The following is a 24,132-nucleotide window of genomic DNA, read 5'->3' as shown; positions in this document are numbered from 1 at the left end:
AGGAGTTGCGCGAAACCCGCCCCGCTTTTTTTGCCAATCAGAAAGCAATCGACAGATTCAAAGCAAGCCCCATGACAATGAACATCCAAAGGGTGACACCGAACATCATCCATCCGTTACCCGCCCTGGTGGAGCGCGAGTTCGCCTCGCCCCGGGGATCCCCCTCCAGAACATTTATCGCCAGTTGAATCCTGCACATGACCCAGAGCATTCCTGCCAGCTGCAGTATCGCTTCGATCGTGAGCCTTATCTCCACAAGCGCGTCATGCTTCGGCTCCCCCGTGGGCAGGGGAGCCAGAAGGCCTGATCCGAGACAGAGCACCAAAACCAGCCACATGCCCATCCCCACAAGCCTGGGCGACCAGTTGTAATGGACCCGGGAATCCTGGAGAGCCTGATCAATCCGGCTGACCAGGGAGTAGACGAAAAGCACCGGAAAAACGCTTCGAAGGATGGGGTTGACATAGTTGCCGGTGGAATACCTGTAAGCAGCCCAGTTGCGATAGAACCAGTAAAAAACATAGAGGCCGGTGGTCAACATAGTCATGTAGACCAATTTTCTTATCGAGACGACATAGAACTTCGGTATCACCCTACTGGGTTTACTCAAAGCCATTGGCTTACCTGTGGGCATAAACAGACACTCATGATTCAAGGGCCGTATATCAGATACTCTTATCTCGGATATCGCTGTAGGCCGAGTCTGAAAACTCGAGCAGAGAAGTCGAAACGAGGGTTAGATAATCGTGGTCCTGAATGAATAAATCACCCAGCACCAGCCACCGTGAGAAACGATCAGCATCCAGAGCCAATTGACCACCCTCAGTCTTGCGTTCCCCGTACCCTCCGAATTGCATTCCAAGACCCTATACGAAGCGGTGCCCGAACCATAGATTTACTTAGAAATCACCTCTACGCCAAAAGATACACACCCCATATAACCCATATAAATAGATTCATAAGTGCATAAGGGAACAGCCAGACCAACGCTATCCACGCCAGGTTAGCAACCGTGAACCGCGAGTTTGTCCGACCTTTCGGATCTCCTTCATGGGCGTTGATCGCTCGCTGGATTAGGCAGAACAGCCAGGCGATCGCCCCCATGTATACCACCAACCGGAACAGTGCCTGCGGCCAGGGCCCCGCAGGAGCCAGCCAGCCCGAAAGGCCGGAGACGACAATCACCAACCACATGCCCAGACTCAACATCACCGGTGACCAGTTGTATTCTCGACCCGAATCCCTGAATCCACGGTCCACCCTGCTCAACAACGGGTAAACGAAAAGAACGGGAACGATGCTGCGCAGCAGCGGGATCACACTCGCCCCGGTCGCCTTCCGATAAACAGACCAGTTCCGGTAGAACCAGTAAAAAGCGTAAAGATTGCTGGTGAGCAGCATCAAGCCGACCAGTTTGGTTAGAGACACCACGTAGAACATGGGTACCTGCGGCGGCTGAATATCGCTACTCGGCGTAATAGCGTTCATGGACATGAACAAGACACCTGACTTATTGAAGGGGCGCCAATGAAATACTTCTTTAACGAATTACGCTGTAGGTAGATTCTGATTAATCTGGAAGAAAAGCCGAAAGCCACCCTGTTTTTACCGAAGAGTCACATCCTCGCCCACCAGAACGAGCTCCATACAGCTACGCTCACTACTGCAACATAGAGCACCCAGAGCAGTACCCCAAGCGCTATCCAGGCCCAGTTGGCGGCCGTGATTTGCGAGTTTGCCTGCCCTTTCGGGTCGCCTTCATGGACGTTGATCGCTCGCTGAGCAAGGTAAAACAGCCAGGTGATCAAGCCAATGTACACGACCATCTCCAGCAGCCCCTGCATCCAGAACGCAACACTCGGAGGAGCCAACCCGGGCGGAGTCGGAGCCAGCCAGCCCGAAACGCCGCCGACGACAACCACCAACCACATGCCCAGGCTCAGTACCAGGGGCGACCAATTGTATTCACGACCCGAATCCCTGAAACCACGATCCACCCTGCTCAACAACGGGTAAACGAAAAGAACAGGAACGATGCTGCGCAGCAGCGGGATCACACTCGCCCCGGTCGCTTGCCGATAAGCAGACCAGTTCCGATAGAACCAGTAGAACGCGTAAAGATTGCCGGTAAGCAGCATCAAGCCGACCAGCTTGTTCAGGGACACCACGTAGAACATGGGGACCGGCGGCGGTTGCATATCGTTACTTGTCGCAACGGCGTTCATGGACATGAACAAAACACCTGACTGATTGAAGGGTGGCCAATGAGATACTTCTTTCCCGAATGATGCTGTAGGTGAATTCTGATTTATCAGAAAGAAAAACCTAAACAATCATCTACAGTTTCCAGGCACCCATATTTCAATCCAGCATCAGCCATCCAAGCGTGCAACCAATGATCCACAGCCAGTTCACCAGTGTGAGCTGTGCATTTCCTTCTCCGTAGGGATCACCCTCACAGTAATTGATCGCTTGCTGAGCCTTGCACAAGGTCACGTAGTACAGGACCCCTGTCAGCAGCGACGCCGAAATCAGCAACCCGTCATCGCTTATCGGCACGGACACCAACGCCACCGTCGCTGACAACAGCAACATCAACACCATGAAAAACGCCAGCCACCAGGGTGACCATGCATAGTCGCGTCCGGTGACGCGAATCTGCCTGTCCACCCGATTCAACAGCATATAGACGAAGAACTCCGGCCAGAGCACACCTGGCAGCATTGAAAACTCCGGACCTCGAGAGCGGCGGTACAGATCCCAGTTGCGCAAAAACCAGAAGAACCAATAAAGGCCGCCCGTGAAGAAATTCAGAATGATCAGCTTGCGCAGCGACACCACATAGAACACAGGGCGGGGGCGCGCTTCACGATTTACAGGGGAAACGATCTGAATGGACATACGAGGGAACCGTCTGGTTGGGCGGTTCATGAAACCTCGTGTGGCGGGTGAAAAGCTGTCAGCTCGCTCCCGGGAATGGGAGCGAGTGTTCTGACGAAGCACGAGTAGACGACTTACAGCCAACCAAGCTTTCAGAACAGAGCAACCAACCAGAACGTGACCATCAGCAAAAACATATTGGTGACCCACATAAGAGTCCCTGGTACCAACCATGCCCGGTTCACCCAGGAAATCCTGTTGTTTCCACCGCCCGCTTCATCCCCCTCATGAAGGTTGATCGCTCGCTGAATCTTCCCTGTCAGCCATATCTGAAGACAAAAAAGCGGGAGGACAACCGCGTAGAGGTGCACCGAACTGCGAAGCGCCACCTCGGGCGTCGCCTGAGCTATCCAGCCAAAGGAGTTGAGTGCAGGATCAAGTAGCCCGGGCAAGAGACTGGCCATCAGGATCGTCAGAATAATGCCCAGTGCCAGTAACCCCGGTGACCATTGACGATCTTTGCCCCTCTCCTGCAGCCCCCGGTCGATTCGTTTCAACAATGGATACAGGAAGAAGATCGAAAAAATCGCGCGCAGAAGTGGAATCACCTTGTCACCGGTAGCCCGCTTATAGGTAGCCCAGTTCCTGTAATGCCAATAAATTCCGTAAACCCCCCAGGTGAGCAACATCATGATGGCCATCTTTCGGACCGAAACCACATAAAAATGGGGCCTGAATTTATCAGTCGGTAATTCGACTTCAGGTGAAATGGTGCTCGTAGACATATCGCAGCCGCTGTTGTAATGGACCGCACATCAAATACTTACAGCAATAAAAATGATGTAGGTATATTCCTCTCGAAGTGAGGGACGATTCGACGCGAACCGAAGTCCTGATCTGTAAATGCTGTAAAGCCGCTCTCCCCCTTCTACCCCACCATCACCCAAACCTATTTCCCTGTGCACACCCTCCCCGCCTGCCTAGACTCGCCCCATCCCCGAACAAGGAATGGCCGCCATGACCGAGACCCTGCTCAGCGCCCGCAATCTGGCGTTCGAACTCTATGAAGTGCTGGACGCCGAGGCGCTGACCCGGCGCGAGCGTTTTGCCGAGCACAGCCGCGAGACGTTCGACGCCGCACTGTCCACCGCTCGCAACATCGCCGAAAAGTACTTCGCCCCGCACAACCGCAAGGGCGACGAGCACGAGCCGCGCTACGAGAACGGCGAGGCGGTGCTGATCCCCGAGGTGAAACCTGCGGTGGAGGCCTTCCTCGAAGCCGGTTTTCTCAATGCCAACCGCGATTTCGACGTCGGCGGGATGCAGTTGCCGACGCTGCTGTCGCAAGCCTGTTTCGCCCATTTCCAGGCGGCCAACGCCGGGACCACGGCCTACCCCTTCCTGACCATGGGCGCGGCCAATCTGATCGAGAGCTTCGGCACCGAGGAGCAGAAGCGCCTGTTCCTGCAGCCGATGATCGACGGCCGCTTCTTCGGCACCATGGCCCTGACCGAACCCCACGCCGGCTCGTCCCTGGCCGATATCCGCACCCGTGCCGAACCGGCCGCCGATGGCAGCTACCGTCTGCGGGGCAACAAGATCTTCATTTCCGGCGGCGACCATCCGCTGTCGGAAAACATCGTGCACATGGTCCTGGCCAAGCTGCCGGACGCGCCTGCCGGGGTGAAGGGGATTTCCCTGTTCATCGTGCCCAAGTTCCTGGTCAATCCGGACGGCAGCCTCGGCCCGCGCAACGATGTGACCCTGGCCGGGCTGTTCCACAAGATGGGCTGGCGCGGCACCACCTCCACCGCACTGAACTTCGGTGACAGCGGCAACTGCGTCGGCTACCTGGTGGGCAAGCCTCACCAGGGCCTGGCGTGCATGTTCCAGATGATGAACGAGGCGCGGATCGGCGTCGGCATGGGCGCGGTGATGCTCGGTTACGCCGGCTACCTGTACTCCCTCGACTACGCCCGCCAGCGCCCGCAAGGCCGGCTGCCGGACAACAAGGACCCGTCCACCGCCGCCGTGCCAATCATTGCCCACAGTGATGTGAAGCGCATGCTGCTGGCACAGAAAGCCTATGTGGAAGGTGCCTTCGATCTCGGCCTGTACGCGGCGCGGCTGTTCGACGACAGCCACACCGCCGAAAGCCCCGAGGCGCGCCAGCAAGCCCAGGAACTGCTGGACCTGCTCACGCCCATCGTCAAATCCTGGCCCTCGGAGTTCTGCCTCAAGGCCAACGAACTGGCGATCCAGATCCTTGGCGGCCACGGCTACACCCGCGAATACCCGGTGGAGCAGTACTACCGCGACAACCGCCTGAACCCGATCCACGAAGGCACCCACGGCATCCAGTCCCTCGACCTGCTCGGGCGCAAGCTGGCACAGAACGGTGGCGCCGGCCTCAAACAACTGGTGCGCCTGATTGCCGGGACCTGCGAGCACGCCCACCAGCATCCAGGGCTGGACACCCTGCGCCAGCCGCTGGAGCAACTGCTCACCCGCCTGCAGGGCGTGACCCTCGGTCTGCTCGGCGACCTGGCCACTGGCAAGGTCAACCTCGCCCTGGCCAACTCGGCGCTGTACCTCAAGGCCTTCGGCCATTGCGTGGTCGGCTGGCGCTGGCTGGAACAGGCGATCCACGCCGAGCAGGGGCTGGCGACCGGCAACCCGGCAGACGGCGACTTCTACCGCGGCAAATTGCAGGCGGCGAGGTTTTTCCTCACCTGGGAAGTACCGCCCTGCCATAATGACCTCGCATTGCTCGAGGCCCGTGACGACACCTGCCTGAGCATGCACGAGGAGTGGTTCTGAGGGGGAACCACCGGTATCCGGAGTTCCGCGCATGTTCGATTCCACCGCGCCGCTGCGCCAGCGCTTCGCAAGCCTGCGCTGCGGCGGCGAGTTCTTCTCCCTGCGCCATGTGCAGCAGTCCCATCAACACCTGTCGGTACGCAAGAACATCGCCGAGCCGCCCAGTCTGGGCCGCGACGAAGGCGCCATGCTCACCGTACGGGTCAGCGGCGTGGAAGCCTACGCCGCCACCGCCGACCTGTCCCAGGCCGGCCTGCAACAGGCGCTGGACCGTGCCGAAGCACTGGCCCGGCAGATCGCTGCCCATTCACTGCTCGACCTGCGCGACCAGCCCATTGCCACCGCCCGCGCCGACTACTGCTCGCCCAACCTCGACCAGGCCTTCCCGTCCCTTGGCGACTGCTACGACCTGCTCAATCAGGAATCCGCAGCAGTGCCGGCCGACGAGCGCCTGGCCAACTGGCAGGTCAGCCTTGGCCTGACCACCGTCGAACAGATCTACCTCAACAGTGCCGGCGCCGAGCTGCGCCAGGCCCAGCGTTTTGTCTTCCCCGGCCTCAGCGTCACCGCCTTCGGCAACGGCGACAGCCAGACCCGCACCCTGGGCCGCGAGAACTTCGGCCAGCAAGGCGGCCTTGACGTGATCCAGCGTTGCGGCCTGGTCGGTGCCGGCACCCGGGTGGCCGACGAGGCGCTGCAACTGCTGCTGGCCCCCAACACCCCGAGCGGCCCGCGTGACCTGCTGCTGATGCCGGACCAGATGATGCTGCAGATCCATGAATCCATCGGTCACCCGCTGGAGATGGACCGCATCCTCGGCGACGAGCGCAATTACGCCGGCACCAGCTTCGTCAAGGCCAGCGACTTCGGCCACCTGCAGTACGGCTCCACGCTGCTCAATGTGACCTTCGACCCGAACATCCGCGAGGAACTGGCCAGCTACGGCCACGACGACGAGGGCACGCCTGCGTTCAAGCAATTCCTGATCCGCGACGGCTTGCTGGTACGCCCGCTGGGCGGCGCACTGTCGCAGTTCCGCTCGGGACTGGAAGGGGTCGCCAACAGCCGCGCCTGCGGCTGGAACCGCGCCCCGATCGACCGCATGGCCAACCTGAATATCGAACCGGGCGACAAGTCACTCGACCAGCTGATCGGTGGCATCGAGCGCGGCATCCTGATGCGTACCAACCGCTCGTGGTCCATCGACGATGCGCGCAACAAGTTCCAGTTTGGCTGCGAGTGGGGCCAGTTGATCGAAGACGGCCAGCTCAAGGGCGTGGTCAAGAACCCCAATTACCGGGGCATTTCCGCCGGCTTCTGGCGCAACCTCAGCGCCGTGGGCGATGCCAGCACCTTCCAGGTACTGGGCACGCCGAACTGCGGCAAGGGCGAGCCGAACCAGGTGGTGCGGGTCGGTCACGCCTCGCCGGCCTGCGTGTTCAGCCAGATCGACGTATTCGGAGGAGACGCCTGATGGCCGCCAGCTTCCTGCACAGCTTCCAGGCCCTGTTGGCCTGGCTGCGCAACAACGTGACCGCACCGGAGCAGTTCACCCTGAGCTACGCCGGCGAGCATTCGCAGTTCATCCGTTTCAATCACGCCCGTGTCCGCCAGGCCGGGGATGTGAAGCAGTCCAGCGCCAGCCTCAAGCTGATCGCCGACGGCCGTCAGGCCGAGCTCAACCTGACCCTGAGCGGCGATGAGGCCATCGACCGCCAACGCCTCGCCGAAGCCGTCGCCCAGTTGCGCCAGACCCTGCCGCTGATCCCCGCCGATCCCTACCTGCTGCTCAACGACAGCGCCTGGGAAAGCCATCATCAACAGGAGTCGCCGCTGCCCGACAGCGCCCAGGTGCTGGAACGCATCGCAACCGGTGCCGGCGACCTGGATCTGGTCGGCATCTATGCCGTCGGCCCGATCTGCCGCGGCTTCGCCAGTTCCTTCGGCGCTGTTGGCTGGCACCAGGCCAACAGTTTCAACTTCGACTGGAGCCTGTTCCACGCCAATGGCCAGGCGGTGAAGGCCAACTACGCCGGACAGGAATGGGACGACGAACAGTTCGCCCGACGCCTGGCCCAGGCCCGCGAGCAACTGGAGTATCTGGGCCGTCCGCTGAAGACGCTGACGCCCGGCGACTACCGTGCCTACCTGGCGCCGGCCGCCCTCGACGAGATCGTCGGCATGCTCGGCTGGGGCGGGTTCTCGGCCCAGGCCATCGCCAACAAGCACAGTCCGTTGCAGCGTCTGTACGCCGGCGAGGCGGCACTGAGCCCACTCGTAAGCATGACCGAGCAGGTCAGCGGCTCGCTCAGTCCGCTGTTCTCCGACGAAGGCTATCCCCGCGCCGACCTGCGCCTGATCGACCATGGCCGCGCCCTGGAGCAACTGACCAACGCCCGCAGCGCCGCCGAGTTCCAGCGCCAGGCCAACGGTGCCGAGCCCTGGGAGTCGCCGAGCTGCCTGAGCATGGCGAGTGGCGATCTCGCCGAGGCCGATGTGCTGGCACGCCTGGGCACCGGGCTGTACATCGGCAACCTGTGGTACCTGAATTATTCCGACCAGCCGGCGGCACGCTTGACCGGTCTGACCCGGTTCGCCTGCTTCTGGGTCGAGAACGGTCAGATCCAGGCCCCGGTCAGCACCATGCGCTTCGATGACAGCGTCTACAGTCTGTTGGGGTCGCAGCTTGAGGCGCTGACCCGGGAGCGCGAGCTGATGCTGTCCACCAGCACCTATGGCCAGCGGCAGACCGGATCGAGTCATTTGCCGGGGGCGCTGGTCAAAAGGCTCACGTTGACGTTGTGATCACTGGGGCCGCCTTGCGGCCCTTCGCGAGCAAGCTCGCTCCCACAAGGGAGTAGCGACAGCTCGCTTTTCTGTGGGAGCGAGCTTGCTCGCGAAGGACCGCATAGCGGTCCCAAAACCGCCCAAGGATCAGCCATGCCCGAACGCCCCTCGCTCGACCCCGTCACCGCCCGCTGGATTCCGTGGGTGGTGGCGATCGCCTTTTTCATGCAGTCCCTCGACGGCACCATCCTCAACACGGCCCTGCCGGCGATGGCCCGGGACCTGGCCGAGGATCCGCTGCGCATGCAGTCGGTGATCATCGCCTACATGCTCACGGTGGCCCTGCTGATCCCCGCTTCGGGCTGGATCGCCGACCGCTTTGGCACCAAGCGGGTGTTCTTCGGCGCCATTCTGCTGTTCAGCCTCGGCTCGCTGCTCTGTGCCATCGCCAACAGCCTCGGCATGCTGGTCGGCGCCCGCATCATCCAGGGCCTCGGCGGCGCGCTGATGCTGCCGGTCGGGCGGCTGGTGGTGCTGCGGGCCTACCCGCGCTCGGAACTGGTGCGGATCATGAGTTTCATCACCATTCCCGGCCTGCTCGGCCCGCTGATCGGCCCGACCATGGGCGGCTGGCTGGTGGAAATCCTCAGTTGGCACTGGATCTTCCTGCTCAACCTGCCGGTCGGCGTGATCGGCTGCTACGCGGTGTGGAAGTTCATCCCCGACCTGCGCGGCTCGGAACGTACCCGCTTCGACGGCGTCGGTTTCATCCTGTTCGGCGCTGCGATGGTGCTGATCACCATCGCCATGGAAGGGCTGGGCGAACTGCACCTGCCGCACCTGCGGGTGATGTTGCTGCTGTTCGCCGGCATGGCGTGCCTGGCAGCCTACTGGCTGCGGGCCGGCAGCATCGACAACCCGCTGTTCTCGCCAAGACTGTTCCGCGTGCGCACCTTCTCGGTGGGTATCCTCGGCAACCTGTTCGCCCGCCTCGGCAGCGGCGCCCTGCCGTTCCTCGTGCCATTGCTGCTGCAGGTGGCGCTGGGCTACTCGCCGGCCGAGGCCGGGATGAGCATGATCCCGCTGGCTGCAGCGGCGATGCTTGCCAAGTCCATCGCCCGGCCGCTGATCGAGCGCTTCGGCTATCGCACCATTCTCACCGGTAACACCCTGCTGCTGGGGATCATGCTGGCGAGCCTGGGGCTGGTGGACGAACACACGCCTCACGCCCTGTTGCTGGTCCAGCTCGGGATGCTCGGGGCAATCAACTCGATGCAGTTCACCGCGATGAACACGGTGACCCTGATCGACCTCGACGACGCCAGCGCCAGCAGCGGCAACAGCCTGCTGTCGGTGGTCGCGCAACTGTCGCTGAGCCTCGGCGTCGCCTGCGCCGGTGCCCTGCTCGGCGGCTTTACCGCGGCGGGCAGTGCCGAGGGCGTGGAAACCACCCTGGGCGCGTTCCAGCTGACCTTCGTCACCATCGGCCTGATGGCGATGCTGGCGGCGGCGATCTTCCTGCAACTGGCGAAGACCGATGGACGGCGCGCACCGCGGCAGGAAGCCGGAATGGATCACTGAACCCTGCACGAAAGGCGCCTCACCACTCGGCGCCTTTTCGTACAAAGCCAGGGCGAATGGCCATGAGGCTGGTACACTGCGCGACATTTTGTTTTGCAGGCCCGTCTCGTGACCACCACCGCCACCGCTTTCGCCACCCTGCCGCTGTCTGCGGCCATGCTCGCCAACCTGGACGCCCTCGGCTATGCCGAGATGACGCCGATCCAGGCGCAGAGCCTGCCGGTCATCCTCAAGGGCATGGACCTGATCGCCCAGGCCAAGACCGGTAGTGGCAAGACCGCCGCGTTCGGCATCGGCCTGCTCAACCCGATCAACCCGCGCTACTTCGGCTGCCAGGCGCTGGTGCTGTGCCCGACCCGCGAGCTGGCCGATCAGGTGGCCAAGGAGCTGCGCCGCCTGGCCCGCGCCGAAGACAACATCAAGATCCTCACCCTGTGTGGCGGTGTGTCCCTCGGCCCGCAGATCGCCTCGCTGGAACATGGCGCGCACATCATCGTCGGCACCCCGGGCCGCGTGCAGCAGCACCTGAGCAAAGGCACCCTGGTGCTGGACGGGCTCAACACCCTGGTGCTGGACGAAGCCGACCGCATGCTCGACATGGGCTTCTACGACGCCATCGCCCAGATCATCGGGCAGACCCCGGAACGCCGTCAGACCCTGCTGTTCTCCGCCACCTACCCGAGCGGCATCAAGCAGTTGTCCGCCGCCTTCATGCGCAACCCGCAGCAGGTCAAGGTCGAGGCGCTGCACGATGACAGCCAGATCGAACAGCATTTCTATGAAGTCGACCCCGAGGACCGCCTGAGCGCGGTCACCCGCGTACTGGGGCATTTCCGCCCGCAGTCGTGCGTCGCCTTCTGCTTCACCAAGCAGCAGTGCCAGGAGGTGGTCGATCACCTGCGGTCCAAGGGCATCGCCGCCGAGGCCCTGCACGGCGACCTGGAACAGCGCGACCGCGACCAGGTCCTGACCCTGTTCGCCAACCGCAGCACCTCGGTGCTGGTTGCGACCGACGTGGCTGCCCGCGGCCTCGATATCGATGCGCTGGACATGGTGATCAACGTCGAACTGGCCCGTGATGCGGAAATTCATGTGCACCGTGTCGGCCGTACCGGCCGTGCGGGCGAGAAAGGCCTGGCAGTCAGCCTCGTCGCCCCCGCCGAAGGCCATCGTGCCCAGGCCATCGAAGCGCTGCAAAAGACTCCGCTGCGCTGGGAGCAGCTCGACAGCCTCAAGGCCAAGGCCGGCGAGCCGCTGGTGCCGGTGATGAGCACCCTGTGCATCGCCGCCGGCCGCAAGGACAAGCTGCGCCCTGGCGACATCCTCGGAGCATTGACCGGCGATGCCGGCATTCCGGGCAAGCAGGTGGGCAAGATCGCGATTTTCGATTTCCAGGCCTATGTGGCCGTGGAGCGCGGCGTTGCCAGGCAGGCGCTGCAGCGGCTCAACAGCGGCAAGATCAAGGGTCGGTCGCTCAAGGTCCGGATCATTTGAGCCTTTGAGGGCCTCATCGCCGGCAACGCCGGCTCCCACAAGGATTGCAGCCCCCTGGACCTGTGGGAGCCGGCGTTGCCGGCGATGAGGCTCGAACTTTCTAGAGAAAAATCATGCACTCCACCGATGTGATCATCATCGGCGCCGGCGCCGCCGGCCTGATGTGCGCCCGCACCGCCGCCCTGCGCGGCCGCCGGGTCGTGCTGCTGGACCACGCCAACAAGCCGGGCAAGAAAATCCTGATGTCCGGCGGCGGTCGCTGCAATTTCACCAATATGTACACCGAGCCGGCCAACTTCCTCTCGCAGAACCCGCATTTCTGCAAATCGGCCCTGGCCCGCTACACCCAGTGGGACTTCATCGAGATGGTCGCCAAGCATGGCGTGCCGTACCACGAGAAGAAACTCGGCCAGCTGTTCTGCGACAACAAGTCCAGCGACATCCTGCAGATGCTCCTCGACGAGTGCGACGCCGCCGGCGCCACCCTGCGCATGGACACCCGCATCGAGCACATCGAGAAAACCGACTACGGCTACCTGCTGCAAACCAGTGCCGGTCCGTTCCAGTGCCAGTCGCTGGTGATCGCCACCGGCGGCCTGTCGATCCCGACCCTGGGCGCCACCGGTTTCGGCTATCAGGTGGCCCGCCAGTTCGGCCACAACCTGCTGCCAACCCGCGCGGGCCTTGTGCCGTTCACCATCACCGACCAGCTCAAGGCGCTGTGCACCGAACTGTCCGGCACCTCGGTGGACTGTATCGCCAGTTGCAACGGCACCAGCTTCCGCGAAAACCTGCTGTTTACCCACCGCGGCCTCAGCGGCCCGGCGATCCTGCAGATTTCTTCGTTCTGGGAAGCCGGCGACACCGTCGAGATCAACCTGCTGCCCGACCACGACGCCCTGGCCTGGCTGCAACAGCAGCAAGCCGAGCGCCCCAACAGCGAGCTCAAGACCCTGCTGGGCGAGATCTTCACCAAGAAGATGGCCAACCTGCTGGCCGATCACTGGTTCGTCTCCAAGCCGATGAAGCAATACACCCCGGCCGAACTGGCCCAGGTGGCCGACAAACTGGGCAACTGGCAGGTGGTCCCGGCCGGCACCGAGGGCTATCGCACCGCCGAAGTGACCCTGGGCGGCGTCGATACCCGCGAAGTGTCGTCCAAGACTCTGGAGTCGCTGAAAAGCCCCGGCCTGTACTTCATCGGCGAGGTGCTGGACGTCAGCGGCCACCTCGGCGGTTTCAATTTCCAGTGGGCCTGGGCTTCGGCCTACGCCGCCGCGCAGTTCGTCTGAAGTTCCGGCTAGAATCAGCCTCCATCACGGAACACATTTTGCTGGTACGTGAGCACCGCGACGGCTTTGCGTCGCGGTGCCCCTTCACCTTCCTCGCCCAGCAGGCCCGTCGTTCATCATGTCATCGTCTTCCTTCAGCCAATCGCTTCGCCGTCTGTGGGCCCTGGACAAATTCAGCTACAGCATCCGGGTACTGATCGCCCTGACCGGCAGCATGGCGCTGTGCTGGTACCAGGATCAGATGACCCTGCTGATCCCGCTGTTCCTCGGCATCATCGCCAGCGCACTGGCCGAGACCGACGACAGTTGGCAGGGCCGGCTCAACGCGCTGGCCGTGACCCTGGTGTGTTTCACCGTCGCCGCCCTGGCGGTGGAGTTGCTGTTCCCCTATCCCTGGATCTTCGTCACGGCGATGGCCCTGGCGGCGTTCTGCCTGACCATGCTCGGCGCCCTCGGCGAGCGCTACGGGGCGATCGCCCAGGCCACGCTGATTCTTTCGGTGTACACCATGATCGGCGTCGACCAGCGCGGCGGCGAGGTGGCCGACTTCTGGCACGAGCCACTGCTGCTGGTGGCCGGTGCCGCCTGGTACGGGCTGCTGTCGGTGCTGTGGCAGGCGATGTTTTCCAACCAGCCGGTGCAACAGAGCCTGGCCCGGCTGTTCCGCGAACTGGGCATCTACCTCAAGCTCAAGGCCACGCTGTTCGAGCCGATTCGCGGCCTCGACGTGGAGGCCCGGCGCCTGGAGCTGGCGCAGCAGAACGGCAAGGTGGTGGCAGCGCTGAACAGCGCCAAGGAAATCATCCTGCACCGGGTCGGCAATGGCCGGCCCAGCTCGAAGGTCAGCCGCTACCTGAAGCTGTACTTCCTCGCCCAGGACATCCACGAGCGCGCCAGTTCCTCGCACTATCCGTACAACGCCCTGACCGAGGCGTTCTTCCACAGTGACGTGCTGTTCCGCTGCCAGCGCCTGCTGCGCCAGCAGGGCAAGGCCTGCGAGCGGCTGTCGGCGTCGATCCAGTTGCGCCAGCCGTTCGTCTACGACATCGGTTTCGCCGAAGCCCTGGAAGACCTGCACGCCTCGCTGGAGCACCTGCGCATCCAGAGCAACCCGGCCTGGCGCGGCCTGCTGCGCTCGTTGCGGGCCCTGGCGGCCAACCTGGCGACCCTCGACCGCCTGCTCAGCGACGCCAGCAACCCCGACAGCCTGGCCGACAACACCGACCCGAGCCTGCTCGACCGCTCGCCGCGCAATCTGGCGGACGTGTGGAACCGCCTGCGCCAGCAACTGACGCCCACCTCGCTGATCTTCCGCCATGCCCTGCGCCTGCCCCTGGCACTGGCGGTGGGCTACGGCATGGTGCACCTGATCCACCCGACCCAGGGCTACTGGATCATCCTCACCACCCTGTTCGTCTGCCAGCCCAACTACGGCGCAACGCGGCGCAAACTGGTGCAGCGGATCATCGGTACCGCCATCGGCCTGACCGTGGGCTGGGCGCTGTTCGATCTGTTCCCCAACGCGGTGATCCAGTCGCTGTTCGCGGTGGCGGCGGGGGTGGTGTTCTTCGTCAACCGTACCACCCGCTACACCCTGGCGACCGCGGCCATCACCCTGATGGTGCTGTTCTGCTTCAACCAGATCGGCGACGGCTACGGGCTGTTCCTGCCCCGCCTGTTCGATACCCTGGTGGGCAGCCTGATCGCCATTTCGGCGGTGTTCCTGTTCCTGCCCGACTGGCAGGGCCGCCGCCTGAACAAGGTGCTGGCCAACACCCTCACCTGCAACAGCACCTACCTGCGCCAGATCATGCGCCAGTACGCCGAAGGCAAGCGCGACGACCTCGCCTACCGCCTGGCCCGACGCAACGCTCACAACGCCGATGCCGCGCTATCGACCACCCTGGCCAACATGCTGATGGAGCCGGGGCATTTCCGTAAGGAGGCGGACGTCGGCTTCCGCTTCCTGGTGCTGTCCCACACCCTGCTCAGCTACCTCTCGGCCCTCGGCGCACACCGCGAAAGCACCCTGCCCGCCGAAGCCCGCGAGCTGCTGCTGGATGGCGCCGGTGCAAAACTGGCCGACAGCCTCGACGAGATCGCCAACGGCCTGACCAGCAAGCAGGCGGTGGCGATCCACAGTGACAGCGAGGAAGCCCTGGCCGGCGAGCTGGAGCAGATGCCCGAGGAAATGGACGAAAACCTGCGGACGGTACAGACCCAACTGGCGCTGATCGCCCGTCACCTCGGCCCGTTGCGCACCCTGGCGGCCCACCTGATCAAGGGGACGCCGGCATGAAGCTGTACTGCTGCAGGATGCGTGCGTAGCTGCCATCGGCCTTCATCTCACCGATGGCCCGGTCGAAGCCGGCGACGATCTGCGCATGCTGTGGGTTCTTCAGGCTGACCAGGATGTGCAGGCTATTCTCACTGACCGGCTTGCCGAAGAAGCCGATCTGCTCGCGCACGGTTTCAGGCTCGCGTTGCAGGAACCAGCGGGCGACGTATTCATCTTCCACCGCCATCCCCACTCGCCCGGCGGCGAGCATGCCGATACCCACCGCAAAGCTGCGCACCGGGACTTTCTGCAAGCGGTGATCGGTATCGAATTCAGTGGAGTAGGCGTAGTCCCGGACCACGGCGATCGTGTGCGGATAGAGATCGGACAGGCGCTCGTAGCGCAGGGCATCGGCCTTGCGCTTGAGCAGGCGGATACGGTTGGTAAGGTAGCCGTCGGAGAACTGGCCGATGCGGGTTCTCGAGTCGTTGTACCAGGCGTTGACCAACACATCGTAGCGCCCGTCGCCGATCCCCATCAGTGCCCGGGCCCAGGGCACCTGCTCGAAATCACTGGCGAAGCCGGCGCGCTCCAGTGCGGCCTTGACGATGGCCGTGGCGAGCCCGCCCTGGTCCATGCTGGCATCCGTGAAAGGCGGCCAGATATCGGCGACCAGGCGCAGTTTTTCGGCGTGAGCCGGGGTGGTGACTGACAACATTCCAAGCAAACACAAGACTCGGAGCAAGTGCCGCATGCTCAAATCCTATAGCGGAGGTTTTCCGCGTTGTGGTTTGACCGCTTGAGAACTTCAGTGCCAGCGACGCCAGGTCGCGATGGCCAGATTACACAAAGGCATGTCCGGCTGGCAGCAGCAAATGATAGCTATATGCCTCTATTCTTGCCGGTTGTGCGGACACTTTGGCTTGCGACAAGGCATGTCAGCATTGGCGCTGTCTGGTTATGATCAATGGCATTCCTCAAGAGAGAACACCCATGGCCATCGACTGGATCTGCAAGCACCACACCGACCTTGGCAAGGAGCAGCTCTACGCCGTCCTGCAATTACGCGACCAGGTTTTCGTGGTGGAACAGAAATGTGCCTATCAGGACCTCGATGGCCAGGACCTGTCGGGCGATACCTGCCACCTGATGGCCTGGCAGGACGACCGGTTGGTGGCCTACCTGCGCCTGCTGGATCCGTCATCCCAGGGTGGTGACGTGGTGATTGGCCGGGTCGTGATCGCCGAAGCGGGCCGCGGCCAGGGGCTGGGGCACGAGCTGATGGTCCAGGGCCTCAAACATGCAGGAGAAAACTGGCCCGACGTGCCCGTCTACCTTTCGGCCCAGGCGCACCTGCAGGGGTATTACCGCAAGCACGGCTTCGAAGTGGTGGGCGAGGCGTACCTGGAAGACGGCATTCCGCATATCGGGATGCGCCGGGAGTAAAAGCGGTTACGCCAGCGCCCATCAGGTCCGGCGCCGGGCTAGATAACCCGTGGGAGCGGCTTCAGCCGCGAATGAGCGCGAAGCGGCCACAAAACCTGTATCCCGGTTGTATCAGGCGGATCAGGGATTCAGGTTTTACGACGGCTGCGCCGCCGTTCGCGGCTGAAGCCGCTCCCACGAGGGATGTGCAACCCTTCAGATTTTGAGCAAGACAGTTGCTCCCACAAGGTCCGGCACCTGGCCAGATAAGTTGCTCCGACAGGCCGTTCGTGTCAGGGATACCCCAACACCTCCCGGATCGACCGCAGGTGCCGGATGATCCAGTCCTTGTCGATCGCGCCCCAGTCACGAATGCGGTACTGCCCGGCATGGTTGCGCGCTCCGGCCTCCTGCTCGAACTCGCAGACGATATCCAGGTCCTCCAGCGCGGCGATGGTGTCCTGGGCGGTACGCCGGGGCATGCCGGTGGCGGCCATCAAGGCCGGGACGCTGGTGGCGGTCTGGCTGTCGATCAGCCAGGCCACGTACAGGCGACGATAGAAACTGCTCTTGGTCTTGCTCACGTCCATGCAAAAGGCCCCCTGACTCACTGTTCGCCCGGCAACTCGCGCCAGGTCAGGTAAACACGCAGGTCGAACTCCAATTGATGGTAGCCGGGCTGCATGTACTCGCAGAGCTGATAGAACGCCTTGTTGTGTTCGGCTTCCTTGAAGTGCGCCAGTTCGTGCACCACGATCATGCGCAAAAACTCCGGTGCCGCCTCCTTGAACAACGAGGCGATGCGGATCTCTTTCTTCGCTTTGAGCTTGCCGCCCTGCACCCGCGACACCGCCGTGTGCAGGCCGAGGGCGCGGTGGGTAAGGTCGAGGCGGTTGTCGAACAGCACCTTGTCCAGGTTCGGCGCGTTGCGCAGGTGCTCCTGTTTAAGGCTCTGCGCGTAGCTGTACAACGCCTTGTCGCTCTGCACGTCGTGCCGACCCGGATAGCGCTTTTGCAGGTAGTCGCCCAGTTGGCCACGGGCGATCAACTGACGCACCTGGTCTTGCAGGGCGGGTGGATAGGCTTGCAGGTACTTGAGCGGGGTCATGACGGTGGTGGCGACGAAGGAAAGCGGGCAGTGTACCCAACTACAAGGCTTGCCAGTCAAAAAACGCCGGGAAGCGTCCTGCCTCGGCCGCAGTGATCGGCCGAGCCACCAGGAAGCCCTGTACGTACTCGCAGCCGTGCTCGCGCAACCACTGTGCCTGGGCCGCGGTTTCCACGCCCTCGGCGATGACGCTGATGCAATACTGCCCGCACAGCTCGAGCACGCAGCGCACCAACGCCGCATCGGCGTCGGAATCGGGCAATCGCGCCACCAGGTGGCGGTCGAGCTTGAGGGTGTCGATGGGCAGGTCGCGCAGCAGGCGCAACGAGCAGTCGCCGGCGCCGAAATCATCCAGCGCCACCCGGACCCCCAGCTCGCGCAACTTGCGCAACTGGCGCAGCGCGGCATCCAGGTTATCGGTCAGCGAGGTTTCGGCGATCTCCACTTCCAGCTGGTTCGGCGATAACCCCTGGCTGGCGATCACCTCGGCGAGTTCCTCTATCAGGTTGGGCATGCCGAACTGCACCCGGCTCAGACTGATGCCGACAGTGATATCGTCGGGAAAATGCCCGCACCAGGCGCGGCGCTGCTCGGCACCCTGCTGATAGATCCAGCTTGCCAGCCGGTTAATCAACCGTGCCTCTTCCAGCAACGGCAGGAACAGGCCCGGCGGCACGTCGCCAACACTGGGATGACGCCAGCGCAACAGGGCCTCGAAGCCCCGCAGGCGACCGTCGGAGAACGCCACCTGAGGCTGGAACACCAGGGTGAAATCCTGGTTATCCACAGCGGCGCGCACGCTGTCTTCGAGCATCAACCGTGAACGGGCGCGGCCGTTGAGGTCATCATCGTAATAGCGGTACTGCTGGCGTCCGGCCTGCTTGGCCGCGTACATGGCCACGTCGGCGGCGCGCAGCAGCCCATCGACATTGGCGCCGCAGTCGGGGTAGATGGCAATCCCGATACTGACCCCGAGGACCACCTCCAGACCGTCGATCTGCTGGCGGATGGACATGCGCTCGATGCACTTCTCGGCGAACCGCGCAGCCTGCTCCGGATAGTCGAGGTCATCCAGCAGGGCGGTGAACTCGTCACCGCCCATGCGCGCCAGGATACCGTGGCCGCCCAGGCAATCCTTCAACTGCTCGGCGACCCAGTGCAGCACCTGGTCGCCGGTTTCGTGACCGAGGGAATCGTTGACCCGCTTGAAGCCGTCGAGGTCCAGGTACATCAGCGCATGGTGCTTGTCGGAGTGCTCGCTGCGCACCAGTGCGCTTTCCGCCGCCTGGTAGAAGCCGCGGCGATTGAGCAGGCCGGTAAGCGGATCGGTGACCGCCTGGTGCTCCAGTTGCTGGTGCAGGCTGCGCACCACCGACATGTCCAGCACCGTCACCACCATGCCCCGCTGCTCGCCCGGCAAGGCCGCGCAGGACAAGGCCACCGGCAGCGCCTGGCCATTGCTGGTGCGCAACACGGCGTCGTGCAGGCGATAGATATCCCGCTCCAGATACGCCTGGTAGAACGCGGATTCGCGCCATTGCACCGCCGTCGGCGACAGCACGAAATCCAGCAGGCAGGCGCCCTGCAACTGATCCACCGACGCGCTCAGCAGACGGGAAATGGCCGGGTTGGCGAATCGGATGGTGCCATCCTCGGCCACTACCAGGATGCCTTCGGCAGCGTTTTCCAGTACCGAGGCATTGAACGCCCGCGCCGCCTCCAGGTCGCGGGTCAGCCGCTGCAGGGCGCGGCGATTGCGCTGCTGGTCGAGCAGGGCTTGCACCTTGGGCTTGAGAATCTGCGGATCGAAGGGTTTGAACAGGTAATCCACGGCGCCGCTGGCGTAGCCCTTGAGCACTGCGGCCTGGGTCTGTTCATTGGCGGTAAGGAAGATGATCGGAGTCAGCCGCGTACGCTGGCTGCCGCGCATCAGGCGGGCCACTTCGAATCCGTCCATTCCCGGCATCTGCACATCGAGCAGGACCAGGTCGACTTCATGTTCGAGCAGAGTACTGAGGGCCTCGATTCCGGAACTTGCGGTCAGTACCTGCCAGTCCTGACGCGCGAGCAAGGCCCGCATGCTGATCAGGTTTTCCGGATAGTCATCAACGACCAATAGAACCGAACTGCCCTCGTGTGTCTGAGCTTGAGCGCATTCCATGCTGCTTCTCTTTGGCAACTACGTCATCTTTCGGATGAAATCTGCGGGTTTGACTCTAGACCCGAGTTTTACAAATCGACAGCTGGCAACTGGCCAACACCTGTTTCAAGGATAGTTCGCCGACTAACGGTCTGCCTACATGACCGACAGGCATAAAAAAACCCGCATCGCTGCGGGTTTTTCATTTTGCGTGCAAATCAATTGACCTTGGCGGCCAGCTCGCCCTTGGCGTAGCGCAGGTACATCTCGTCGAGGGAGACCGGCTTGATCTTCGAAGCGTTGCCAGCGGTGCCGAAGGCTTCGTAGCGGGCGATGCAGATGTCACGCATGGCTTCTACGGTCTTGGCGAAATACTTGCGCGGGTCGAACTCGGACTTGTTCTGCTCCAGGAAGCGACGGATCGCACCGGTGGAGGCCAGACGCAGGTCGGTGTCGATGTTCACTTTGCGCACGCCGTGCTTGATGCCTTCGACGATTTCCTCGACCGGTACGCCGTAGGTTTCCTTGATGTCGCCACCGAACTCGTTGATGATCGCCAGCCAGTCCTGTGGAACCGAGGACGAACCGTGCATCACCAGGTGGGTGTTCGGAATGCGCTGGTGGATCGCCTTGATGCGGTCGATCGCCAGGATGTCGCCGGTAGGCGGCTTGGTGAACTTGTAGGCGCCGTGGCTGGTGCCGATAGCGATGGCCAGGGCATCGACCTGAGTCTTCTTGACGAAGTCGGCGGCTTCTTCAGGGTCGGTCAGCATCTGGCTGTGGTCCAGGATGCCTTCGGCGCCGACGCCGTCTTCTTCACCGGCCTGGCCGGTTTCCAGGCTACCCAGGCAACCCAGTTCGCCTTCCACCGAAACGCCACAGGCGTGGGCAAATGCCACGGTCTGCTGGGTCACGCGGACGTTGTAGTCGTAGTCGGACGGGGTCTTGCCATCTTCACGCAGCGAGCCGTCCATCATGACCGAGCTGAAGCCCAGCTGGATCGAACGCTGGCAGACATCAGGGCTGGTGCCGTGGTCCTGGTGCATGCACACCGGGATGTGCGGGAACTCTTCGATCGCCGCCAGGATCAGGTGGCGCAGGAAAGGCGCGCCAGCGTATTTGCGGGCGCCGGCCGAAGCCTGGACGATCACCGGGGAGTCGGTCTTGTCGGCCGCTTCCATGATGGCGCGCATCTGTTCCAGGTTGTTGACGTTGAAAGCCGGAACGCCGTAGCCGAACTCGGCGGCGTGGTCCAGCATCTGGCGCATGCTAATGAGTGCCATTGTGTATCTCTCTCCCGACAAGCGTCGTTTTTCGTGCAAGCCTGCCGCAGCGGCGGTTTGCTGTTCAAGTTGTCTGGACCGGTATCAACCGGCCCGGCCAGTCACGGTGCCTTGCAGCCCCGCCCTATCAAATCGTTGGTTGCCACCCAGTACACCAGGCCCTCATCGCCCTTGGTGTGCAGGGCCAGCACGCCATCGCTGTACAGCGCCCCGGAGGCTGCCGGCTCGGGCTTGAGCCGGTAGACCTGGTCGCCGCCGCCAAGGCGTACATCCCTCTCCTGGTTGCCGGCACCCGCCGGTCGCCAGAGCACTTCGGCCTTGCTGTCGCAAACCCAGGTGGTCCAGGTGTCGACCGGCGCGGCGTCCGGGCCGGAAGCAGACTTGAAGCTTGCGCATCCCGCGAGTGTTGCCACGGCCATCAGGGCCAGAACGCTTTTCATCCAATTCCTCCAGCAGACCACAAACCGGGCGACAGGTTGTCGCCAGCCGATCAAGGGCATCCCTTGGCCTTGCGCTGATGTTCGTCGTCGTATTTTTCCAGGCCGTCAGGGCCGAGGCGCTTGTTGATCACCGGCGCAGTCTCGGCTTGCCATTCGGACTGGTAGCAGCCGCCCTTTTCCTTCGCAGGTTGGTCGGGAGCGGAGTCGGGCGCGCTGGCGCAAGCGCCCAGCAACAGACCCATGGTCATCAAGGACAATCGCTTGATCATCGCTTCGCTCCCTCCAGGCACCCGGCGACTCAGGCCTTGGCCCGCTGTTCCAGCACCTCGACCGCTGGCAGCACCTTGCCTTCGACGAATTCGAGGAACGCGCCGCCACCGGTAGAAATGTAGGAGATATCAGCGGCGACGCCATATTTGTCGATGGCCGCCAGGGTGTCGCCACCACCGGCAATGGAGAACGCGGCGCTGTCGGCGATGGCCTTGGCCAGGGTCTTGGTGCCGTTGCCGAACTGGTCGAACTCGAACACGCCGACCGGGCCGTTCCACAGGATGGTTTTCGACGACTTCAGCAGTTCGGCGAACTGCTCGGCGGTTTTCGGGCCGATGTCGAGGATCATGTCGTCGTCGGCAACGTCGGCAACCGACTTGACGGTGGCTTCGGCGTCTTCGGCGAAGGCCTTGGCCACCACCACGTCCACGGGCAGCGGCACGTTGACCTTGGCGGCAATGGCCTTGGCGGTCTCGACCAGGTCAGCTTCGTACAGCGACTTGCCGACCTTGTGGCCGGCGGCCGCGAGGAAGGTGTTGGCGATGCCGCCGCCGACGATCAGCAGGTCGCAGATCTGGCTCAGGCTGTTCAGCACGTCCAGCTTGGTGGACACCTTGGAGCCGGCAACGATGGCCGCCATCGGCTTGGCCGGGGCCTTCAGGGCCTTGCCCAGGGCATCCAGCTCGGCAGCCAGCAGCGGGCCGGCAGCAGCGACCTTGGCGAACTTTGCAACGCCGTGGGTCGAACCCTCGGCGCGGTGAGCGGTGCCGAAGGCATCCATGACGAACACGTCGCACAGCGCGGCGTATTTCTGCGCCAACTCGTCGGCGTTCTTCTTCTCGCCCTTGTTGAAGCGCACGTTCTCGAACAGCACCAGATCACCGGCCTTCACGTCGACACCGTCGAGGTAGTCGGCGACCAGCGGTACTTCGCGGCCCAGCGCCTTGCTCAGGTAGTCAGCAACCGGCTTGAGGCTGTTCTCGGCGGAGAACTCGCCTTCGGTCGGACGGCCAAGGTGCGAGCAGACCATCACCGCCGCACCCTTTTCCAGGGCCAGCTTGATGGTCGGCAGCGAAGCGAGGATACGCGCGTCGCTGGCAACCACACCGTCCTTCACGGGGACGTTGAGGTCTTCGCGGATCAGTACGCGCTTACCTTGCAGGTCGAGGTCGGTCATCTTCAAAACGGTCATGAATGCAGTCCTTCAGGGCTGTTTGCGAGTGTTGCGGGTGGTGTGGTCCACGACGCGCAGAAAGTGATCGGCGACGTCGAGCATGCGGTTGGCGAACCCCCATTCGTTGTCGAACCAGGCCAGCAGGTTCACCAGGCGCGGGCCGGAAACACGGGTCTGGCTGGCATCGACGATGGCCGAATGCGGGTCATGGTTGAAATCGCAGCTGGCGTGGGGCAGCTCGGTGTACGCCAGCAGTCCCTGCAGCGGCCCGCTCAAGGCCGCATCCCGCAGCACCTGGTTGACCTCGGCGGCCGTGGTGTCGCGGGTGGTCTGCAGGGTGATGTCCAGGCACGACACATTCACCGTCGGTACCCGCACGGCTTTGGCCTGGATTCGCCCGACAAGTTCCGGAAGCAGTCGCTCGATGCCCCGGGCAAGGCCGGTGGACACCGGAATCACCGACTGGAACGCCGAACGGGTGCGACGCAGGTCTTCGTGGTGGTAGGCGTCGATCACCGGCTGGTCGTTCATCGCCGAGTGGATGGTGGTGATCGACACGTAATCGATGCCGAATGCCTGGTCCAGTACCCGCAGCAGCGGCACGCCGCAGTTGGTGGTACAGGAGGCGTTGGACACCAGCAACTCGTCGCCGGTCAGGCAGTCCTGGTTGATGCCGTAGACCACCGTGGCGTCGACGTCGCTTTCGCTGGCCATCGGCTGGGAGAACAGCACCCGGGGCGCGCCGGCATCGAGGAAGCGCTGGCCGTCGGCGCGGGTGTTGTAGGCACCGGAGCATTCGAGCACCAGGTCGACGTCCAGCGCCGCCCAGTCGATGCCCTCGGGCGTGGCACTGCGCAAGACCTTCACGCAGTCGCCGTTGATATGCAGACAGTCGCCATCGACCTTCACCTCGCCGGGAAAACGCCCGTGGGTGGAGTCGAAGCGCGTCAGGTATTCGAGGCTGGCCTGGTCGGCCAGGTCATTCAGGGCCACGATCTCGAAGCCCGCCTTCGCCCCCCGTTCGACGAGTGCGCGCAGGACGCAACGGCCGATACGGCCATAACCGTTGAGTGCAACTTTGTAGGGACGCGGTTGGGGCATTGGGGGCTCACGGAACAGATCTATTGGCGCAAACCACGGGATTTGTGTCGCCTCATTCG

Annotated in this window: 22 protein-coding genes; 8 read left to right on the top strand and 14 right to left on the bottom strand. The window is 63.0% G+C overall.

Going from position 1 to position 24,132, the window contains the following annotated elements; all coding sequences use genetic code 11:
* Positions 1-37: 37 nt before the first annotated feature.
* The 5 genes from AC05QJ_RS03715 to AC05QJ_RS03695 all read right to left on the bottom strand — a co-directional run bounded on the left by AC05QJ_RS03715 (position 38) and on the right by AC05QJ_RS03695 (position 3,572).
* The gene (locus AC05QJ_RS03715) at positions 38-547 is read right to left on the bottom strand and encodes a hypothetical protein (RefSeq protein WP_476745643.1); all 510 of its coding nucleotides are present in this window, start codon (positions 545-547) and stop codon (positions 38-40) included.
* 365 nt (positions 548-912) lie between these two features.
* Positions 913-1,494: a hypothetical protein gene (locus AC05QJ_RS03710; RefSeq protein ID WP_476745642.1), complete on the bottom strand. Its 582-nt coding sequence runs from the start codon at positions 1,492-1,494 to the stop codon at positions 913-915.
* 122 nt (positions 1,495-1,616) lie between these two features.
* Positions 1,617-2,231: a hypothetical protein gene (locus AC05QJ_RS03705; RefSeq protein ID WP_476745641.1), complete on the bottom strand. Its 615-nt coding sequence runs from the start codon at positions 2,229-2,231 to the stop codon at positions 1,617-1,619.
* Between the two features lie 130 nt (positions 2,232-2,361).
* Entirely contained in the window at positions 2,362-2,901 is a 540-nt protein-coding gene (locus AC05QJ_RS03700; RefSeq protein WP_476745640.1) for a hypothetical protein, read from the bottom strand.
* 131 nt (positions 2,902-3,032) lie between these two features.
* Positions 3,033-3,572, bottom strand: a complete 540-nt coding sequence (locus AC05QJ_RS03695) for a hypothetical protein (protein ID WP_476745639.1) — start codon at positions 3,570-3,572, stop codon at positions 3,033-3,035.
* A 325-nt stretch (positions 3,573-3,897) separates the two neighbouring features.
* Here AC05QJ_RS03695 and AC05QJ_RS03690 point away from each other — a divergent pair, with 325 nt between their 5' ends.
* The 7 genes from AC05QJ_RS03690 to yccS all read left to right on the top strand — a co-directional run bounded on the left by AC05QJ_RS03690 (position 3,898) and on the right by yccS (position 15,153).
* Positions 3,898-5,700 (top strand): acyl-CoA dehydrogenase, encoded by a 1,803-nt coding sequence (locus AC05QJ_RS03690; RefSeq protein ID WP_476745638.1) that lies wholly within the window; start codon positions 3,898-3,900, stop codon positions 5,698-5,700.
* A 31-nt stretch (positions 5,701-5,731) separates the two neighbouring features.
* Entirely contained in the window at positions 5,732-7,174 is a 1,443-nt protein-coding gene (locus tag AC05QJ_RS03685; RefSeq protein WP_476745637.1) for a TldD/PmbA family protein, read from the top strand.
* Positions 7,174-8,505, top strand: a complete 1,332-nt coding sequence (locus AC05QJ_RS03680) for a TldD/PmbA family protein (protein ID WP_476745636.1) — start codon at positions 7,174-7,176, stop codon at positions 8,503-8,505. Before AC05QJ_RS03685 ends, AC05QJ_RS03680 begins: the two co-directional genes overlap by 1 nt.
* Before the next feature lie 3 nt (positions 8,506-8,508).
* A complete protein-coding gene (mdtD, locus tag AC05QJ_RS03675; protein ID WP_476747864.1) occupies positions 8,509-10,068 on the top strand; it encodes a multidrug transporter subunit MdtD in 1,560 nt (519 codons plus the stop codon).
* A gap of 156 nt (positions 10,069-10,224) precedes the next feature.
* Complete coding sequence (dbpA, locus tag AC05QJ_RS03670; protein ID WP_476747863.1) at positions 10,225-11,562, top strand: ATP-dependent RNA helicase DbpA; 1,338 nt, start codon at positions 10,225-10,227, stop codon at positions 11,560-11,562.
* A gap of 113 nt (positions 11,563-11,675) precedes the next feature.
* Complete coding sequence (locus AC05QJ_RS03665) at positions 11,676-12,854, top strand: BaiN/RdsA family NAD(P)/FAD-dependent oxidoreductase (RefSeq protein ID WP_476745635.1); 1,179 nt, start codon at positions 11,676-11,678, stop codon at positions 12,852-12,854.
* A 118-nt stretch (positions 12,855-12,972) separates the two neighbouring features.
* Positions 12,973-15,153 carry a YccS family putative transporter gene (gene yccS / locus AC05QJ_RS03660; RefSeq protein ID WP_476745634.1) on the top strand — a complete coding sequence of 727 codons (2,181 nt, stop codon included), beginning with the start codon at positions 12,973-12,975 and terminating at the stop codon, positions 15,151-15,153.
* On the opposite strand, the gene AC05QJ_RS03655 is transcribed toward yccS, so the two are convergent.
* Positions 15,134-15,886 carry a substrate-binding periplasmic protein gene (locus AC05QJ_RS03655; RefSeq protein WP_476745633.1) on the bottom strand — a complete coding sequence of 251 codons (753 nt, stop codon included), beginning with the start codon at positions 15,884-15,886 and terminating at the stop codon, positions 15,134-15,136. The two genes, yccS and AC05QJ_RS03655, sit on opposite strands and share 20 nt — an antisense overlap.
* A 239-nt stretch (positions 15,887-16,125) precedes the next feature.
* On the opposite strand from AC05QJ_RS03655, the gene AC05QJ_RS03650 reads away from it, so the two are divergent.
* Entirely contained in the window at positions 16,126-16,578 is a 453-nt protein-coding gene (locus AC05QJ_RS03650) for a GNAT family N-acetyltransferase (protein WP_476745632.1), read from the top strand.
* A gap of 272 nt (positions 16,579-16,850) precedes the next feature.
* Here the strand turns inward: AC05QJ_RS03650 and AC05QJ_RS03645 are convergent, their stop codons facing one another.
* From AC05QJ_RS03645 to epd, 8 genes are all read right to left on the bottom strand, one after another.
* Positions 16,851-17,147, bottom strand: a complete 297-nt coding sequence (locus AC05QJ_RS03645) for a winged helix-turn-helix domain-containing protein (RefSeq protein ID WP_476745631.1) — start codon at positions 17,145-17,147, stop codon at positions 16,851-16,853.
* 17 nt (positions 17,148-17,164) lie between these two features.
* On the bottom strand, positions 17,165-17,665 hold the full coding sequence (locus AC05QJ_RS03640) for a M48 metallopeptidase family protein (RefSeq protein WP_476745630.1): 501 nt from the start codon (positions 17,663-17,665) through the stop codon (positions 17,165-17,167).
* A 40-nt stretch (positions 17,666-17,705) separates the two neighbouring features.
* A complete protein-coding gene (locus AC05QJ_RS03635; protein WP_476745629.1) occupies positions 17,706-19,826 on the bottom strand; it encodes a putative bifunctional diguanylate cyclase/phosphodiesterase in 2,121 nt (706 codons plus the stop codon).
* Positions 19,827-20,023: 197 nt separating this feature from the next.
* Positions 20,024-21,088, bottom strand: a complete 1,065-nt coding sequence (gene fba / locus AC05QJ_RS03630; protein ID WP_075804831.1) for a class II fructose-bisphosphate aldolase — start codon at positions 21,086-21,088, stop codon at positions 20,024-20,026.
* Between the two features lie 101 nt (positions 21,089-21,189).
* Positions 21,190-21,528 carry an MliC family protein gene (locus AC05QJ_RS03625; protein ID WP_476745628.1) on the bottom strand — a complete coding sequence of 113 codons (339 nt, stop codon included), beginning with the start codon at positions 21,526-21,528 and terminating at the stop codon, positions 21,190-21,192.
* 50 nt (positions 21,529-21,578) lie between these two features.
* A complete protein-coding gene (locus tag AC05QJ_RS03620) occupies positions 21,579-21,797 on the bottom strand; it encodes a hypothetical protein (RefSeq protein ID WP_476745627.1) in 219 nt (72 codons plus the stop codon).
* Positions 21,798-21,826: 29 nt separating this feature from the next.
* Entirely contained in the window at positions 21,827-22,990 is a 1,164-nt protein-coding gene (locus tag AC05QJ_RS03615) for a phosphoglycerate kinase (RefSeq protein ID WP_476745626.1), read from the bottom strand.
* A 12-nt stretch (positions 22,991-23,002) separates the two neighbouring features.
* Positions 23,003-24,073 (bottom strand): erythrose-4-phosphate dehydrogenase, encoded by a 1,071-nt coding sequence (gene epd / locus AC05QJ_RS03610; RefSeq protein ID WP_476745625.1) that lies wholly within the window; start codon positions 24,071-24,073, stop codon positions 23,003-23,005.
* Between the last annotated feature and the right edge of the window lie 59 nt (positions 24,074-24,132).

It is taken from the genome of Pseudomonas sp. TUM25319 (genome assembly GCF_056388475.1).
The sequence above is the reverse complement of the archived record's forward strand: the minus strand, read 5'-3'. Positions and strand labels throughout refer to the sequence as shown.

What these genes read in the sequence shown, in the direction of transcription:
- AC05QJ_RS03715 (WP_476745643.1), bottom strand. Translation starts at nt 547, where the DNA reads ATGACTATGTTGACCACCGGCCTCTATGTTTTTTACTGGTTCTATCGC.
- AC05QJ_RS03710 (WP_476745642.1), bottom strand. Translation starts at nt 1,494, where the DNA reads ATGTCCATGAACGCTATTACGCCGAGTAGCGATATTCAGCCGCCGCAG.
- AC05QJ_RS03705 (WP_476745641.1), bottom strand. Translation starts at nt 2,231, where the DNA reads ATGTCCATGAACGCCGTTGCGACAAGTAACGATATGCAACCGCCGCCG.
- AC05QJ_RS03700 (WP_476745640.1), bottom strand. Translation starts at nt 2,901, where the DNA reads ATGTCCATTCAGATCGTTTCCCCTGTAAATCGTGAAGCGCGCCCCCGC.
- AC05QJ_RS03695 (WP_476745639.1), bottom strand. Translation starts at nt 3,572, where the DNA reads ATGATGTTGCTCACCTGGGGGGTTTACGGAATTTATTGGCATTACAGG.
- AC05QJ_RS03690 (WP_476745638.1), top strand. Translation starts at nt 3,898, where the DNA reads ATGACCGAGACCCTGCTCAGCGCCCGCAATCTGGCGTTCGAACTCTAT.
- AC05QJ_RS03685 (WP_476745637.1), top strand. Translation starts at nt 5,732, where the DNA reads ATGTTCGATTCCACCGCGCCGCTGCGCCAGCGCTTCGCAAGCCTGCGC.
- AC05QJ_RS03680 (WP_476745636.1), top strand. Translation starts at nt 7,174, where the DNA reads ATGGCCGCCAGCTTCCTGCACAGCTTCCAGGCCCTGTTGGCCTGGCTG.
- dbpA (WP_476747863.1), top strand. Translation starts at nt 10,225, where the DNA reads ATGCTCGCCAACCTGGACGCCCTCGGCTATGCCGAGATGACGCCGATC.
- AC05QJ_RS03665 (WP_476745635.1), top strand. Translation starts at nt 11,676, where the DNA reads ATGCACTCCACCGATGTGATCATCATCGGCGCCGGCGCCGCCGGCCTG.
- yccS (WP_476745634.1), top strand. Translation starts at nt 12,973, where the DNA reads ATGTCATCGTCTTCCTTCAGCCAATCGCTTCGCCGTCTGTGGGCCCTG.
- AC05QJ_RS03655 (WP_476745633.1), bottom strand. Translation starts at nt 15,886, where the DNA reads ATGCGGCACTTGCTCCGAGTCTTGTGTTTGCTTGGAATGTTGTCAGTC.
- AC05QJ_RS03650 (WP_476745632.1), top strand. Translation starts at nt 16,126, where the DNA reads ATGGCCATCGACTGGATCTGCAAGCACCACACCGACCTTGGCAAGGAG.
- AC05QJ_RS03645 (WP_476745631.1), bottom strand. Translation starts at nt 17,147, where the DNA reads ATGGACGTGAGCAAGACCAAGAGCAGTTTCTATCGTCGCCTGTACGTG.
- AC05QJ_RS03640 (WP_476745630.1), bottom strand. Translation starts at nt 17,665, where the DNA reads ATGACCCCGCTCAAGTACCTGCAAGCCTATCCACCCGCCCTGCAAGAC.
- AC05QJ_RS03635 (WP_476745629.1), bottom strand. Translation starts at nt 19,826, where the DNA reads ATGGAATGCGCTCAAGCTCAGACACACGAGGGCAGTTCGGTTCTATTG.
- fba (WP_075804831.1), bottom strand. Translation starts at nt 21,088, where the DNA reads ATGGCACTCATTAGCATGCGCCAGATGCTGGACCACGCCGCCGAGTTC.
- AC05QJ_RS03625 (WP_476745628.1), bottom strand. Translation starts at nt 21,528, where the DNA reads ATGAAAAGCGTTCTGGCCCTGATGGCCGTGGCAACACTCGCGGGATGC.
- AC05QJ_RS03620 (WP_476745627.1), bottom strand. Translation starts at nt 21,797, where the DNA reads ATGATCAAGCGATTGTCCTTGATGACCATGGGTCTGTTGCTGGGCGCT.
- AC05QJ_RS03615 (WP_476745626.1), bottom strand. Translation starts at nt 22,990, where the DNA reads ATGACCGTTTTGAAGATGACCGACCTCGACCTGCAAGGTAAGCGCGTA.
- epd (WP_476745625.1), bottom strand. Translation starts at nt 24,073, where the DNA reads ATGCCCCAACCGCGTCCCTACAAAGTTGCACTCAACGGTTATGGCCGT.